13 protein-coding genes and 1 pseudogene are annotated in these 15,601 nt (G+C 64.5%); 8 read left to right on the top strand and 6 right to left on the bottom strand.

Annotation, left to right across the window (positions count from 1 at the left end):
- The first annotated feature begins 413 nt into the window (after window positions 1-413).
- The gene (locus tag ACE3TU_RS00550) at window positions 414-728 is read left to right on the top strand and encodes a DUF736 domain-containing protein (RefSeq protein ID WP_374618797.1); all 315 of its coding nucleotides are present in this window, start codon (window positions 414-416) and stop codon (window positions 726-728) included.
- Between the two features lie 620 nt (window positions 729-1,348).
- Here the strand turns inward: ACE3TU_RS00550 and ACE3TU_RS00545 are convergent.
- From ACE3TU_RS00545 to traC, 4 genes and pseudogenes are all read right to left on the bottom strand, one after another.
- Window positions 1,349-1,579: pseudogene (locus ACE3TU_RS00545) on the bottom strand (WGR domain-containing protein); the annotation flags it as partial.
- Window positions 1,580-1,771: 192 nt separating this feature from the next.
- On the bottom strand, window positions 1,772-3,694 hold the full coding sequence (gene traG / locus ACE3TU_RS00540) for a Ti-type conjugative transfer system protein TraG (protein WP_374618794.1): 1,923 nt from the start codon (window positions 3,692-3,694) through the stop codon (window positions 1,772-1,774).
- The gene (gene traD / locus ACE3TU_RS00535) at window positions 3,681-3,896 is read right to left on the bottom strand and encodes a conjugal transfer protein TraD (RefSeq protein ID WP_374524815.1); all 216 of its coding nucleotides are present in this window, start codon (window positions 3,894-3,896) and stop codon (window positions 3,681-3,683) included. Before traD ends, traG begins: the two co-directional genes overlap by 14 nt.
- 4 nt (window positions 3,897-3,900) lie before the next feature.
- Window positions 3,901-4,164: a conjugal transfer protein TraC gene (gene traC, locus ACE3TU_RS00530; protein WP_374524816.1), complete on the bottom strand. Its 264-nt coding sequence runs from the start codon at window positions 4,162-4,164 to the stop codon at window positions 3,901-3,903.
- A gap of 249 nt (window positions 4,165-4,413) precedes the next feature.
- Between traC and traA the strand changes: the two genes are divergently transcribed.
- The 5 genes from traA to ACE3TU_RS00505 all read left to right on the top strand — a co-directional run bounded on the left by traA (window position 4,414) and on the right by ACE3TU_RS00505 (window position 11,138).
- Window positions 4,414-7,719, top strand: a complete 3,306-nt coding sequence (gene traA / locus ACE3TU_RS00525) for a Ti-type conjugative transfer relaxase TraA (protein WP_374618790.1) — start codon at window positions 4,414-4,416, stop codon at window positions 7,717-7,719.
- Between the two features lie 41 nt (window positions 7,720-7,760).
- On the top strand, window positions 7,761-8,249 hold the full coding sequence (gene traF, locus ACE3TU_RS00520; protein ID WP_374618787.1) for a conjugative transfer signal peptidase TraF: 489 nt from the start codon (window positions 7,761-7,763) through the stop codon (window positions 8,247-8,249).
- A gap of 16 nt (window positions 8,250-8,265) precedes the next feature.
- Window positions 8,266-9,405 carry a conjugal transfer protein TraB gene (locus ACE3TU_RS00515; RefSeq protein ID WP_374618814.1) on the top strand — a complete coding sequence of 380 codons (1,140 nt, stop codon included), beginning with the start codon at window positions 8,266-8,268 and terminating at the stop codon, window positions 9,403-9,405.
- A gap of 11 nt (window positions 9,406-9,416) precedes the next feature.
- Complete coding sequence (locus ACE3TU_RS00510) at window positions 9,417-10,022, top strand: conjugal transfer protein TraH (RefSeq protein WP_374618785.1); 606 nt, start codon at window positions 9,417-9,419, stop codon at window positions 10,020-10,022.
- Between the two features lie 150 nt (window positions 10,023-10,172).
- The gene (locus ACE3TU_RS00505; RefSeq protein WP_374618782.1) at window positions 10,173-11,138 is read left to right on the top strand and encodes a TRAP transporter large permease; all 966 of its coding nucleotides are present in this window, start codon (window positions 10,173-10,175) and stop codon (window positions 11,136-11,138) included.
- A 338-nt stretch (window positions 11,139-11,476) separates the two neighbouring features.
- On the opposite strand, the gene ACE3TU_RS00500 is transcribed toward ACE3TU_RS00505, so the two are convergent.
- A complete protein-coding gene (locus tag ACE3TU_RS00500; protein WP_374618780.1) occupies window positions 11,477-12,202 on the bottom strand; it encodes a GntR family transcriptional regulator in 726 nt (241 codons plus the stop codon).
- Between the two features lie 146 nt (window positions 12,203-12,348).
- On the opposite strand from ACE3TU_RS00500, the gene ACE3TU_RS00495 reads away from it, so the two are divergent.
- Complete coding sequence (locus tag ACE3TU_RS00495; RefSeq protein WP_374618778.1) at window positions 12,349-13,362, top strand: SIS domain-containing protein; 1,014 nt, start codon at window positions 12,349-12,351, stop codon at window positions 13,360-13,362.
- Window positions 13,363-13,369: 7 nt separating this feature from the next.
- Window positions 13,370-14,185: a PfkB family carbohydrate kinase gene (locus ACE3TU_RS00490; protein ID WP_374618775.1), complete on the top strand. Its 816-nt coding sequence runs from the start codon at window positions 13,370-13,372 to the stop codon at window positions 14,183-14,185.
- 14 nt (window positions 14,186-14,199) lie between these two features.
- Here the strand turns inward: ACE3TU_RS00490 and ACE3TU_RS00485 are convergent, their stop codons facing one another.
- Window positions 14,200-15,525, bottom strand: a complete 1,326-nt coding sequence (locus ACE3TU_RS00485; RefSeq protein WP_374618772.1) for an MmgE/PrpD family protein — start codon at window positions 15,523-15,525, stop codon at window positions 14,200-14,202.
- Window positions 15,526-15,601: the final 76 nt, after the last annotated feature.

Genomic DNA, 15,601 nt, shown 5'->3' with positions numbered 1-15,601 from the left:
TTACGTCATCCCTTCTTGAGGACATAGATGCCGAGATGCCCAACAGAGGATGCGTGAGGCAACACAGTGTTTGCCTTTGCTTGCGGTGGATCGTGAGACTAGAGCCGATGCGGTGCCACCTGTCTCATTCCCTTTGTTCCGGGGAGAGCCACGTCCATCCGCGTCCTCGATGTGGCTGATCTGACCGAAGGCCGAACTCGCTATGCTCGATCTCGCTCTTATCCCCGCAACAGCCGGTCGCGACTTTCCTCCCCTGCGGCTGCGCCGCATTCCTCGCGAGGCAAGAAAGTCTCTCCCGGCCGCCCTCCACTGTGTTCCGGCTCCTTCGGGGTGCGGGTCGATCGCCTCCGGTCTTTCGACCGCCATCGAGGTCGCGATGGGCGCGGCCCGGCAGACCAAAAGGAATGAGACAAATGGCGACCATCGGCACCTTCACCACCACCGCGAACGGCTTCACCGGCGCGATCAAGACCCTCAACCTCAACGTCAAGGCCCGCATCGAGCGCGTCGAGACACCCTCCGAGAAGGGCCCTCAGTTCCGCATCTTCTCCGGCAATGTCGAGCTGGGCGCGGCTTGGCAGAAGACGGCCCAGGGCACCGAGCGCGACTACCTCTCGGTCAAGCTGGACGACCCGAGCTTCCCCGCCCCGATCTACGCCACCCTGGTCGGGGTGGAAGGCGAAGAAGGCCTCCAGCTCATCTGGTCCCGCCCGGTGGCCCGGGAGTGATCGACCCGACGAACGGGCTCCGCCGCAAGGCGGGGCCCCTTGTCTTCAGGACTAGTTGGGAGTGAGCACCATGACGATCATCGACGACATCGAGGAGCGGCGCGCCGAACTCCGGCACTGTGTGCTCAGCGCCTTGGAACGGCGCGAGGCGAGGCAAGACACGCCTAGCTGCTGCGGGAAGGCCACGAGATCAATCGCATCGACCAAGACGCACCATCGACCAGCAAGCCAGGCTGAGGCACTATGCAACCACCGACCGAGGAGACCTTCCATGGACGGAAGCGTACGAGTTGCGTTCGAGCGGCTGCTCGACCTTGCAAGGAGCGACACCGGCCAGGCCCACCGTGCGGCGAACTTCATCCTGGCGTTGGAATGCCGACAGCCTCGGCGGCTTCGACGTCGTCGCCGTTGATGCGACGATCGGACCCGACATTGCGACCGTCTTCGACTGGGTCGCCGGCCGCTCCGACGTCACCCATCCGGAAGAGTTTCGGGGTGGAGATCGGCGCTCTTGTCGCAGCATGGCGGCCAAACGTCTGGGCACGCTCGACACAACCCGCCTGATCACGCGATGTGATGGGTCGGTCGCTATGCGGCGTTGGTTCCGCACCGGGCGTGCCATAGCCGCGCTGCCGCTTTGTCCGCAGTAGCGCAAGGAACAGTTCGACCGCTTGCCGCTCGGTATCGAACGAGTGCTGCATTGTCCGGCCGATCGATCCGATCCGACCCCAGCGGCGCACCAAGCGCGCCTGTCCGAACAGTGTTTTCTCGATCGAGAGTGCGTAGAACCGGGCCATGTTCCGACCCGGGTCGCGGCGTTCGATATAGAGCTTGTATGGCTGCGCGATCATGTTGATAGAATCGCGCGGCATGTCTCCACGTGTCCAATGATTGGTTTGAATCCCCGGACCGGGATCGATTCATTCCGGTGATGAGATCTCGATCTGGGCGAGCCGCGAGGCGGACGGGCTCTACTCGCTTCGCTCCCGGAGCCAGCAAGCGGTCTCCGCGCATCCGCGTGACGATCCCTTTCGCAAACGGCCTTATGTCGCCATAGGCCGGTGGAACCTGTTGGTGGCGACGCAGGCCGTCATGTTGACGCGCCGAAACCAGATCGCGCGGCCACAGCGCAGCGGCGCGTTGCCGGCGGTGAAGATGATCTGCTCGTCGCCACGCATCCGCAGAACTTCTTCGGGCAGGATCAGCGGCCGCGCCGTCAGGTGCTTGGATCGGGTGCGCGAGGACCCCGACATCTGCGTCGAGCGGCTCAGCTGGTCGACCTCGACCGTCGTGTTGCCGCATCGCCGCGAGATGTAGTCGGCCGTGTCGGGATCGTTGATCGCCGCGAACGAGACCCAGGACGCCGACTCGAACCATTTGCTGGTCGCGTCGCGCCCACCATAGACTTCGCGCATCTGGCCGATGGACTGGAACAGCAGCACCAGGCTGATGCCGTACTTCCGGCCGGCGTCGCGGGCGGTCTCGAGGATGCGGAGATACCCGAGGCGCGCCGCCTCATCGAGCAGGAACAACGTGCGCCCCTCGACCTTTCCATCCCGGTTGTAGATGGCGTTGAGCAGCGCACCAATGATGGTGCGCGCCAGGCCCGGATGGGCCTCGAGCGTCTTGAGGTTGAGATTGACGAAGATGTCGGTCTTGCCGCTGGTGATCGCACCGGTCGCAAAGCTCGATCCCGATACAAGGGCGGCATAGTTCGGATAGCTCAGCCAATGGGTCTCCTTGACGGCGTTGGCATAGACACCGGAGAAGGTTTCCGGCGTCATGGCGATGAACGGCGCCACGTTTTCTTTGACAAACTCCGATCCCGAATTGTCGTAGATGAGCTGCAGGCGCTCGCGCAGCTTCGGCTCCGGTTCCGAGAGGTTGGCGCGCATCTGCCGCAGGTGCTGGTGTTCCCTTTGCGTATGCCCCGACAGGCAGACATCGGCAATGAGCGCGGTGATGAGCTGCAGCGCCGAGGCGCGGAAGAAGTCGTCGCGGATCGAGGCCTGCCGGCCGGTATCCGTCACCACCCAGTTGGCGACCGCGACCAGGTCCTCTTCCTTGGTACTGCCGAAGCGGCCGATCCAGTCCAGCACATTGAAGCCGGTCGAGGGATCGCGCGGGTCGAGGATGAACACGTCGCGCCCGGCCTTGCGCCGATGCTCTACGACCATCGGCGCGACCTCGTTGGACGGGTCGAGCGCGACGAGACTGCCGCCCCACTTGAGCGCGCTGGGCACTGTGACGGATGTCGTCTTGAAGCCGCCGCTGCCGGCGAAGACGAGGCCATGCGTCGAACCGAACGACGCATCGAAACAGAGCAGTGGCGACTTGCCGCCCGTGCCCCAGGTCTCTCGGTCGTCGGCGCGAAATCCGCGCTCGGCCACCGTGTCCTTGTCGACCCGGTAGGCTTCGCCGACGACGATGCCGCCGGCTTCGGGGAAGAGGCGCCTGGCATCTTTGAGCGCCATCCATTCGGCATCGCCATGGATCGAGCGCTTGCCGTGGATGCGGCGCGGCGCGACGGAGGCGAATGCGGCGTCGCCGCGCATCGCCACGCGCAGCGCGAACACGCCGGCGACGGCGGCGATCGTCGCGCCCATCGACGTCGCCGGATCGACATAGTTCATGAGGCTGGCGCCCGCCGGCACGCTGTCGGCGAAGCCCGACAGCCGGAAGCTCTCGCGCGCAACCGCAGCAGCGACGACCGCGGCGGTGCCGATGAGGACGCCGACTGCCATCGTGCGGATCGCAACCGCGCCCCTCGCAGCAAAGAGAAAGACGATCCCGGTAGCGGCGGCGATGACATAGGGCAGGGCAATGCCGAGCCGCCCGAGCATCACACGGGCATCCGGCGTCGTTCCGAAGGCGGCCGTCCACTGCTCTACTCCGCTGAGACCGAGCAGCGCCCCAAGCATCAGCACGGCGGGAGCAACCAGCATCACCATCCTAGTCGGTGTCATTGATGAACGCCTTTTCGCCTAGCGCCATCAGCCGCGCGCGTTCCGCTTCGTCGCCCCTGATGCGATCGGCGGCATCGATCATAATGCCGAGAAGCAGCGCCCGCTTCTCGTAGCGCAGCCCTGCCTTGGCGATCAGCCCGCCGAGCTGGATTTTCTCGCGCGTGTCCTTGCGGCGCGCCTCGGTCTGGCTTGCCTGTCGCATCCGCTCAAGCCTCGCCACTCGACCCCTGAGGCGCGCCAGCCGGGACCGTGCCACCGGTCTGCCGGCTGGGCCGTCCGCTCCCCTTCCGAAATTCTCCCAGGACGTCCTCGAATGCCGCGACCAAGTCACCGTCCTCGACCTCGATATCGCCGAGTCCGGCCTTCAGGGCGAGCCGCCCGATGCGTTCGGCCTCGCGGGTCTCGGCCTGCTTGAGCTGCTCCTGCAAGCGCCCGATCTCTTCCCTGATCTTCGACGATGGCTTCTTCATCCCGGTTGCTTCCCTTTCGTCATTCGGACTTTTCCAATGACGAGCTTCGACCGGGACGCGCGTCAGCGCGACCCGTCACTTTCGACGGGTCGGCGAAGCCGACACTTTGGTGGATCATCCCAGCGTTCCGAAGGAATGCGTCCAAGGGCGCAGTAATACGTCGCTGACGCGACGTGCTCCGCCCGGCCCAGCCGGGCAAGGCTCTCCCCTCCGGACGACCTGTTGCCGTCACCGGGATCGTCGCTCGCCTTGGCCATCACGCACTTCACGCCCCAGCTCATCTCCCGCGGCGATGGTCGCAGCGCCGTGCTGTCGGCCGCCTATCGGCATTGCGCGCGGATGGAACACGAGGCCGAGGCCCGGACGGTCGACTATTCCAACAAGCGCAAGCTGGCGCACGAGGAATTCCTGCTGCCGCCGGATGCGCCGGACTGGGCGAGGGCGCTAATCGCCGACCGTTCGGTGGCTGGCGCGGTCGAAGCCTTCTGGAACAAGGTCGAGGCCTTCGAGAAACGGGGCGATGCGCAGCTCGCCAAGGAATTCATCATCGCCCTGCCGGTGGAGCTGAGCAGCGACCAGAACATCGCTCTGATGCGGCAGTTCGTGTTCGAGCAGGTCCTCGGCCGCGGGCAGGTTGCGGACTGGGTCTATCATGAGGAACCGGGCAATCCACACGTCCACCTGATGACCAGCCTGCGGCCGCTGACGGCAAGCGGCTTCGGCGCGAAGAAGGTCGCGGTCGTCGGGCCCGATGGCCTGCCGCTGCGCACGGGCAGCGGCAAAATCCAGTATCGGCTCTGGGCCGGCGAAAAGACCGAGTTCCTGCAACAACGTCAGGCCTGGCTCGATCTGCAGAACCAGCATCTGGCGCTGGCCGGACTCGAAATCCGTGTCGACGGCCGCTCCTATGCCGAGCGCGGCATCGACATCCTGCCGACCCCTCATATCGGCGTTGCCGCCAAGGCGATGCAGCGCAAGGGCGGCGATGCCGGTCGCGGCATCAATCTCGAACGACTTGCGCTGCATGAAGCCAAACGCAGCGTCAACGCCAAGCGCATCGCGGCGCGTCCCGAACTTGTGCTCGAGCTGGTGACCAACGAGAAGAGCGTCTTTGACGAGAGGGATGTCGCGAAACTCCTTCATCGCTACATCGACGATGTCGCCACGTTCCAACGATTGCTGCCGCGTGTTCTCGCCAGTCCCGAAGCCTTGCGGCTCGACGTCGAGCGCGTTGATCTCGCGACTGGCGCCCGGGTCCCGCCGAAGCTCACGACGCGCGAGATGGTCCGTATCGAATCCGAAATGGTCAATCGCGCGCGTTATCTCGCCAGGGCTTCGTCGCATGGCGTTCGGGAGAAGGTGCTGGCGCCGGTGTTTGCGCGCCATGACCGGCTGTCGGATGAGCAGAAGGCCGCGATCGAGCATGTCGCCGGTGGCGCGCGGGTAGCGGCCGTGGTGGGGCGCGCCGGCGCCGGCAAGACCACCATGATGAAGGCCGCGCGCGAAGCCTGGGAAGCGGCCGGCTATCGGGTCATCGGCGGAGCGCTCGCTGGCAAGGCCGCCGAGGGGCTGGAGAAAGAAGCGGGGATTGCGTCGCGCACACTGGCATCGTGGGAGCTGCGCTGGAAAGAGAGCAGGGACCTGCTCGACGACAAGACCGTGTTCGTCCTCGATGAGGCCGGCATGGTCGCCTCCAAGCAGATGGCGGCCTTTGTGGACGTTGTCACCAAGGCCGGCGCCAAGCTGGTTCTCATCGGCGATCCCGAGCAGCTGCAGCCGATCGAGGCGGGCTCCGCCTTCCGCGCCATTGTCGAGCGCATCGGCTATGCCGAACTCGAGACGATCTATCGGCAGAAGGACGCCTGGATGCGCGCGGCCTCGCTCGACCTGGCGCGGGGACGTATCGACGCCGCGATCAAAACCTATGCCGCCAAGGGCAAGGTCATCGGTGAAAATCTCAAGGGCGAGGCCATCGACAAGCTGATCGCCGATTGGGATCGCTCCTATGATCCGGCCAAGACCGCGCTGATCCTCGCGCATCTGCGCCGTGACGTCCGCGATCTCAACGAGCGGGCCCGAGAGGCGCTCATTAAGCGCGGGGTCATTGAGACTGGCCATGCCTTCCGGACCGAGGATGGCGTCCGGCAATTTGCTGCCGGCGACCAGCTCATCTTCCTCAAGAACGACAGCGCGCTCGGCATCAAGAACGGCATGCTGGCCAGGGTCATCGAAGCGGCGCCCGGGCGCATTGTCGCCGAGGTGGGCGAGGGCGATGCGCGCCGTCGGGTCCAGGTCGAGCAGCGGACCTATCGCAACATTGATCATGGCTATGCGACGACCATCCACAAGTCGCAGGGCGCCACCGTCGATCGCGTCCAGGTGCTGGCCTCGCTCTCGCTGAACCGGCACCTGACCTATGTGGCGATGACCCGGCACCGCGAGGATGTGACGCTCTACTATGGCAAGCGATCCTTCGCCATGGCCGGCGGGCTGTCGAAGGTCCTCGAGCGGCGTGATGCCAAGGAAACCACGCTCGACTATAGCGGCGGCCGCTTCTACGCGCAGGCGCTTAGCTTCGCCAATAGCCGCGGTCTTCACCTCGTCCGCGTGGCCAGAACGTTGGTTCGCGATCGGCTCGACTGGACCCTGCGCCAGAAGGCACACCTCGGCGAACTGGGCGAGAAGCTGCGGACTTTCGGCGCTCGTCTCGGCCTCGTCGACCGCCACGTTTCCACCGTTCAATCAACCCGAAAGGCCGAACCCATGGTCAAGGGCGTTACCAGCTTTGCGCTCACGATTGCCGATGCCGCCGAGGCGAAGCTGCAATCCGACAAGGCGGTTTCCAAGCAGTGGGACCTCGTCTCCGATCGCATCCGTCGCATCTATGCCGAGCCCGAGATGGCGTTCCGAGCGATGCGCATCGAGGCCGCCTTCTCCGACCCGGCAGCGCGTTCCGATCGCCTTCGGCAGATCGAGCAGGAGCCCGCAGGCTACGGCCCGCTGCGTGGCCGCACCGGCATGTTCGCCGGCAGCGGTGACAGGAATGATCGCCAGATTGCCGAGACCAATGTGCCGGCGCTGCGCCGCGACCTCGAGCGCTACTTCACGATGCGCGAGCAGGCGATGAAACGCCTCGTGGCCGAAGAGGCTGGCGTGCGCCAGCGGGCCTCGATCGATATCCCGGCGCTGTCTCCGGCCGCCGAGACCGTGCTCGCGAAGGTGCGCGATGCCATCGACCGCAATGACCTGCCCGCCGCCCTCAGCTTCGCGCTCGCCGACCGCATGGTCAAGGCCGAGATCGACGCCCTCAACACTGCCGTCCGGCAGCGCTTCGGCGAGCGGGCGCTGCTTGGCAATGCCGCCATGGATACTGGCGGTCCGGCGTTCAAGGCGGCGTCAGCCGGGCTGGCCCCGGTCGAGCAGCAGAAGCTTGCCTCCGCCTGGCCGACGATGCGGACCGCGCAGCAGCTCGAAGCGCATGGACGCACGGTGGAAGCGCTCAAGCAGACCGAGGCATTGCGCCAGATGCAGCGACAGAGCCAGGTGCTGAAATGACAGTTCGTGCCCGACCGATCGTCCTGGTTGGCACGTCGCTCGTGCTGCTCGCCATGCTCATTGGGATCGCCTTCATCTCCGGGCTGCGGGTCAATCTCACCCCGAGCTATCCAATCGGCCTGTGGCGCATCGAACCGCTGGCACACGATCCTGGCGTTGGCGATCGCATCGTCGTCTGCCCGCCGCCGGATCCGGCCTTCGAGCTGGCGCGCGACCGCGGTTATCTCGGCCGTGGCCTATGCCCCGGATGGTTCTCGCCACTGATCAAGACCGTCGTCGCCGTGGCGGGGCAGCACATCGCCATCGAGGGCGATATCACCGTCGATGGTGTCCATCTTCCCCATTCTTCCGTTCGCTTTGCCGACGGCGCGGGCAGGGCACTGACACCGGCGACCGGCGGCATGGTCCCGGATGACCAGCTCTTCCTCTTTTCAGAATTCGCAGGTTCCTATGACTCGAGATATTTCGGGCCGATTCCGGCCGCCGGCGTCCTTGGCTTGGCTCAGCCGCTCCTGGTCTTCACGCCCTGATCTCGTTCGGTCGGTGGTGCTGGTCACCGCGGCGGTTGGGACCGGGCTCATCGCGTGGAGCGGCGAGCCGCGCCTCCTGCCGGCGGCGGTGCTCTTTCCCGCGTTCTGGGCGCTGGCGCCGACGCAGGTTTGCGCCGCGTTCATCAGCGCCGGCTATTTTCTTGCCGCCTCGCGCGGGCTGCCGCAGGGCGTCAGCAATTTCTACGGAGCCGGCTTCGAGGCGGGAATCGCGCTCTGGATCGCGGCGTCAGTCCTGTTCGTCGGCACACATGCCCTGTTGTGGACCGCGCGACCGGGCGGGGGCCGCGTGATCCGCTATGCGATCATCGCCGTGCTGCTCAGCGTGCCGCCCCTCGGCATCGTCGGCTGGGCCCACCCAATCACCGCCGCGGGGATTCTGTTTCCCGGCTGGAGCTGGCTCGGGGTCGGGGCGGCAGCGACCGGCCTCCTCGTCATGACGACAAGGTATCGGCCGATCGCGATCCTGACACTAGGAGGTCTCTGGATCTGGTCCGCCGCATACTGGACCGTCCCCAGTCTGCCGCAAGGCTGGATCGGCGTCGACACCAATTTCGGCGGCAGCAACGGCGCCTATGCTGGCTACGAGCAGCATCTCGACACCATCAATCGCGGCCGGGAGGAGGCGGCGGCCGGCGCGAAGGTTGTCGTGCTGCCGGAGAGCGCATTGGGTGTCTGGACGCCGACGATCGAGCGGCTCTGGACCCGGGCGCTCGACGACCTCGATGTCAGCGTCTATGGCGGCGCCGTCATTGTCGATGAAACCGGCTACGACAATGTCATGCTCGAGCTGACGGGGCTGGGAGCGTCCGTACGCTACCGCGAGCGCATGCCGGTCCCAGTATCGATGTGGCAGCCTTGGTTGAGCCTGGTCGGGGCGCAGGCCGGTGCCCATGCGGATTTCTTTGGCAACCCCGTGGTCTCGGTGCGCGGCAACCGGGTCGCGACGCTGATCTGCTACGAGCAGCTGCTCGTCTGGCCGATGCTGCAGTCCGCGTTGGGATCCCCCGATGTGCTGGTTGCACCGGCCAATGGCTGGTGGACCGGCGGCACGGACATCGTCGCGATTCAGATTGCCGCCACCACGGCTTGGGCGCGGCTGTTCAACCTACCTCTCGTCCTCGCCATCAACACCTGATCGGAGCCTCCATGTTCGATGCCGCCTTCCTTGAACAGTGCGCCGATCCCGGGGTGAAGATCGAAATAGTCGAGCGCTTCATCGCCGCGGTCGGCACCGAGAATCCGCTGGCGATCTCGATCACCTCCGGCAATCGCATCATTCTGCCAGGACTCCCGAAAACGCCGGAAGAGGCGGCGCGCCTGGCGCAGCGCTTCGTCGGCAGCGCAGTGGTGCGAGCGGGCGTCACTAACTATCCAGTCGGGGTGGGAATCTCTGATCCAACCGAAATCACCACGGACGTCTTCGATCCCTGCACCAATGTCCGAATGGGCACCGTGCTCTTCGGGAAGGTCTACCGGATCATCGCGCATGCTCATGGCGCAGACGACGGCGCTGTGCTGGGCGATGCGCTCGAGGCATGGCGCACCGGACAGTACGAGGGCACGTATGTGTTCGCCGAACCCGATCCTGGGCCGCTCCAACCCGATGTTGGTGAACGAGACGATGCGGAGGTCGAACAGCCGCCCCCCATCGACGATCCGCCGTCGCCCTCAGATACCGATCCGCTCGATCCGAATGAAGCGGGAATTCGTGTTATGCTGCCCGGCGGTATGTTTCAGAAGGAAGCTCACTGAACAACGGCGCGCCTTCACCCGAATGGCCTCGTGCGGGACTAGTCCGCCGCCTATTTCCGCATGAAGCTGAACTGGAATGCCGTTCCTCTATGATAGTCTTGGGCCATCAGGACCGGCGTCCCTCCCATCGCGTAGGCGGTTTCTTCGATCATGTCCGGCTCGGCCAATGCCGATGCTGCGATAGATGCGCGCACAATCGTGCCGATCATGCGCAAGCACGGCTACAGCAATGCATACGGTTCGATGATCAGTGCAGCGTCGAGCATGATCGCTCCCATCATGCCGCCCAGCATCGGCCTGATCGTCTATGGATTGGTGACCGATACATCCGTAGGGCGGCTATTCATTGGCGGCATCGTACCAGCTTTCCTGATAGCGTTCACGCTCATGGCGATGGTCCGATGGTCGGCGGGACGCCGCGGCTATGTCCCAGCCCGGGAACAGAGAGCATCGCTCCGCGAGGTGGGTCGCTTCGCTCGGCTGTCTCTCTGGGCGCTCGCGATGCCCGTGCTTCTGCTGTTCGGTCTACGTATAGGCTGGTTCACACCCACGGAACTAGGCGCCATCGCGGCAGTCTACGCGTTCATTGTCGGCGTGCTCGTCTATCGTGGCTTCAGGTGGCGCGACAGCTATGAGTTGCTGCGCGAGTCCGCGCACACAACGGCCAACGTCATGTTCATCCTCGCTGCCGCCTCAGTCTTTTCGTTGATATTGAGCCTCGAGCAGATACCCCAACACCTCGTCACGACCCTGCTGACGCTCTCCGACAATAAGTATGTGTTGCTGCTCCTCATCAACGTCCTGTTGCTGATCCTCGGCACAATCTTCGACGGTTTGGCGCTGATGATCATCCTTGGCCCGATGCTCCTGCAGGTCACGCAATCGCTCGGTGTCGACCCGGTCCATTTCGGCGTTGTGCTCGTGTTCAACACGACGATTGGCTCCCTCACCCCGCCACTGGGAACCGTCATGTACACCGTCTGCTCCATCACGCGCTGCTCGGTCGAGGAATTCACGGAGTTCCTGCCCTATCTGGCCGCAATGATCGCAGTACTCCTTATGCTCACATTCATGCCGCCATTGGTCACCTTCCTGCCGACCCTGTTGTTTGGCTAGGAGCGAACCGTCGCGAATTCAAAGGGCTGATCTTGAAGGCGAAAGGAAAGCACACGGCTCTCCAACATCCGACATCGATATCCTTCCGTGCGCGGCGCCGGCGCGGATAGGACGCCGGTGGGCAACACCTCCTCCCGTTGCCCACCGGCGCTGCTTTCGTGGCATCATGTGCAGTAACCTTCGAAATGTGCTCTCGCCCACCCCTTCGATCGTCAACGCGCACGAGCCCAGTCTGGAGTTCGCGCAGTCAAGTCACTCTAGGCCAACGCTGCTCGATCCACTGGCGACCCACCGGCGCCGCTGGGAACACCGCTTGCTGTCGTTCCGCCCAGTCTCGCTCAATTCGCCTGGAAGATCACGTGCGCGGGATGATTGACCGAGCGCATGTACTCCATCGGAACATTGGCGCCATCAGAGACGACCATGCGTAACAGCAGGGTCGAGGAATGGGAGGGCAACTGCAGCGCCTCTACCTCGAATTTGGTCGGCGTGTTGACACCGATCGTGCGGGTCCCGTGACCCGTCTTGATCCCGTAGCGCGCCTCCAGAAGCGCGTATAGCGACTGCCCGGCCACGAGATCCTCCGCGGCAAGGCCAGGTACTCTGCTGGCGGGGATATGGCTGGTCTCAATGCAGAACGGCGTGTCGTTCACGGTCCAGAGCCGCCGGAAGACAACGAGCTCAGTGCCAGGTTCAATCTTGAGGTGCTTGGCGACGGCTTCGCTCGCGGGCGACAGTTCGAAATGCAGCAGCCGGTTCCCCGGCACGCCGCCGCTCAATTGGATGACGCGCGTAATGCCGCCAGAGCTGTGGGCATCGACAGGTCGCGTGATGCGCGGCTGCGGAATGCGGGTGCCGGCCGTGCTGTTCCGCTCGAGGCGTCCCGCTTGCACCAAGCGGTCGATCGCCTTTCTCGCCGTCAGCCGGTTGATCCCAAGTTCCTCGGCGAGCGCCCGCTCCGACGGAATGTGGTCGCCCGGACCATAGTCCTTGCTCTCGAGCAGTTCCTCGATGAATTGCTGCGCCCGTAGGTAGACGGGGACGCTCTTCGTCTTCAGCGCCATCATGGATCCTTGGCTGGTTCACCATTTGTCTAGGAGCGCAGCAGCGAAAACGCAAATCTGGTGCTCTTTCCGACTGCCCGGTTGCGTGAGGCAAGACGATTGGTATAGTAGTGGTCTATACACCAATTTTTGAGAGTCAGTCCCAAATGGCCGCCGAGATCGACGCAGACGAGATCACCAACAGCTTGAAGCAGACCATCGAGGCGCTGCCGAGGGCCGCCAAGCTCGGTCAGGATCTCGGCGCCGGCATCGACAGAATCTATATGGTGGCCTGCGGCTCAGCAAACCGCGCTATGCAGGGCATCCAATACTGGGTCGACCATTACGCCCGTAAGCTCGAGGTGCGAACCTTCTTTCCCGCCGAGTTCATGGCCATCAACCCACCCAAACTCGATGAACGGACGCTAGTGATCCTGGCGTCGAAATCGGGACGGACCCCAGAGACCGTCCAGGCGGCCGAATTCGTGAAGGGCCTCCCCTGCCGCACAGTCGTGCTCACGCAGGTGGAGAAGTCTCCCCTGGGTCACCTCGGAGACGAAGCTTTCTATGTCGGTAAGACCTCCGAGTCGTTCACCGCGATCTTCATGCTGATGCAGACGCTCGTGGGCGGCGTCCTGAAAGTAACCGATGATTGGCCGTTGCTTGACAAGCTGCTGCAATCGCTGCCGGCGCTGCCCCGGGTCATCGTCGCGGCGGCGCGGCAGAACGAGACGCGAGCGGCCGAGGACTCGCGGCTCTACAAGGATGACGACAAGCTGTACTTCGTCGCCGCCGGTCCGGTTTCAACGTCCGCCTATGTTTTCGGCGTCTGCATCCTGATGGAGATGCTGTGGATCCACGCCTATCCCATCGACGCCGCCGAATTCTTCCACGGGCCGTTCGAGATCGTCACTCCAGAGACCCCTGTCGTGCTCCTACTGGGCGAAGATCCCAGCCGGCCCCTGATGGAGCGGGTGAAGCGTTTCGCAATGAAGACAACCGAACGCCTGATGATCTACGACTCCAAGGATTACGCCATGGAGGGCATCGATCCCGAGATTCGGCCGATCGTCGCCCCCTACGTGATCCAGGCGGCCCTCAAGCGGATGTCGGTTCGGCTTTCAATCTGGCGCAACCAGCCGCTCAGCACCCGCCGCTATATGTGGAAGAGCGAGTACTGAGGTTTTCGTGCGCATTCTCGGACTCGGAGACAACACGGTCGATACCTATGTCGATCGCGCCCTGCAGTACCCAGGCGGCAATGCCGTCAACGTCGCTGTCATGACGCACCGGCTCGGCGCCGACAGCCACTATCTGGGATGTTTGGGTAACGACGCCGGCGGCGACCTTATCCTCGCGGCGCTCGCCGCTGAGGGCGTCGGTACGGAACGATGCCGGCGGCGCCAAGCCGACAACGCCAGAGCCTATATCGGCCACCGTGACGGGGATCGATACTTCATTCGCAGCACGCCCGGGGTTCGGGCGCAATACGATTTTGGACCCGACGACTTCGCCTACATGGCCGGGTTCGATCTCATCCACACGAGCATCTATAGCGAGCTCGACGCCCATCTCACTTCAATCCGTCCCAAGCGCCTTCTCTCGTTCGACTTCTCCAACCGCTGGACGCCCGAATACCTGGACCGCGTTCTTCCGCATTGTCAGGTGGCGTTTCTTTCGGGCGCTGAGCTGAGCGACGACGACGCCCGCGTCCTCATTCGTCGATGCGCCGCTGCCGGGCCGCATACCGTCGTGGTGACCCGAGGCCCCAAACCAGCTTTAGCCTTCCAGGCCGGCATCGAGGCCGCCCAGCCGCCGCTGCCGACGGAGGTCGTCGACACACTCGGGGCCGGCGATGCGTTCATCTCGGCCTTCCTCTTAGCTGTGCTGTACAACAAGCCGATCGGCGCCGCGCTCTTGGATGGTGCCGCAAATGCAGCGGTCGCGTGCCGCGAGCCTGGCGGATTCGGCCACGCCGCGCCTTGGACCGACCCTGATCGCTGATCGCTGGTGTATGGCTAATAACAGCCCCGCGCCAGGCAGGCGTATAGCCGGGCGAGCTTACCCTCCTCCTGCAGCTGTTCCACGGCCTCGAGCAGGGCCTCCAACTGCGACGGCTCGAGGCGCGCTCGGCCAACGGTGCGCAGCTTTCCGGTCAGTTCGGCCCATGACATCGGGTTTGTCGCCTCTCCCTTGGGAGCACTCACGTCGCGAACGTATTGCTGGGCGCCGGTGCTGACGACAAGACGGCCAGGCACGGCTGCCGGGAAAGCAGCGTCGAGATCCGGATCGACAATAAGGGTTACCCGCTCGGCGAGCGCATGAACCTCGGCGTTGCCGAGCAGGTCCTCGGTCATGGGTTGAAGCGCGGCGATTCCGCCGACGGCCGATGCGGCGACGCAGAACGGCACGCTGTATTGCGCGGCCTGGATAGTCTGCGGGTGAGGCTGGTTGTTGAGGGTGAGCGTGCGCGCGAAAGTGTGAACTTCGATCTTGTCGATGGCGCGCCAGTCCAGCTTCTCGTCGACGAGCTCGAGCATCGCGTCGATCGGCGCATGGGCCCATCGGCAGCAGCTATAGGGTTTGAAGTACGCCGTCTCGACCAGCAATCGCCCGTCTGCCCCACCCCGCCTCAACCGGTCGGCGTCGAAATAGGCGGGGTTGTCGAGGATATCTGTGGGCCCTTTGAAGCCCGCTTCTGCCAGGCGCGCGGCAGCGACGCCGTTCACTGCGCCGAACGGGATGGCTTCCTTGGTGTGGTTGCCGACCTGGGTATATTCCGCCACCAGCATGTGCGGCGCGACAGCGCCGGCAATCGCAATCGCTTCCGCGATCTCGTCGCTCGGTCGGCCCTTTAGCCAGCCGATCGCGGCTGCGACCCCCTGCCCGCACCAGCGGGCCGTAATAAGCGTGTCCACTGCCCGCAGGTCGCGCGCCGCCGCGATGCGGATGCCGATTTCGTAGCCGATGGCGACCGCCACCAAGGCCTGCTCGTCACTCGCACCCATCGCGTGAGCTGCCCCCAGCACGGCCGGAACGATTGCGGCGCCCGGGTGGCCCGCGGCCGCCCGGTGACCGTCGTCAAGATCGAGGATCGACGCTGCGGTCGCATTCGCAAACACGGCTCCCGGCAGAGACGCCTTCGCTCCCGCGAACCAGATCGGCACGTCGCCGTCGCCCCACACGTCGGCCGCCGCGGCCGCCGCGGCGCGGGATCCTCCGACAGACATTCCCGCCACCGCTGCTGCAATGGCGTCGGTGATCACACGCGAGACTGCGCGCCGCGCCGGGAGGTCGATTTCCCGCACAGCAACGGCCCAGGATGCGAGTTCATGGACGAGCATATCGGCGGAGCCCCTTGTCTAGCTGGTCGTCAGGTTGGTCTGCTTGACAGTGATATGACACGCATGCATTGGTATA

It is taken from the genome of Devosia sp. (assembly GCF_041917035.1).
In the GTDB taxonomy this organism is placed as follows: Bacteria; Pseudomonadota; Alphaproteobacteria; order Rhizobiales; family Devosiaceae; genus Devosia_A.
Note: the sequence above shows the minus strand (reverse complement) of the source record. Positions and strands in the feature narration are given on the sequence as shown.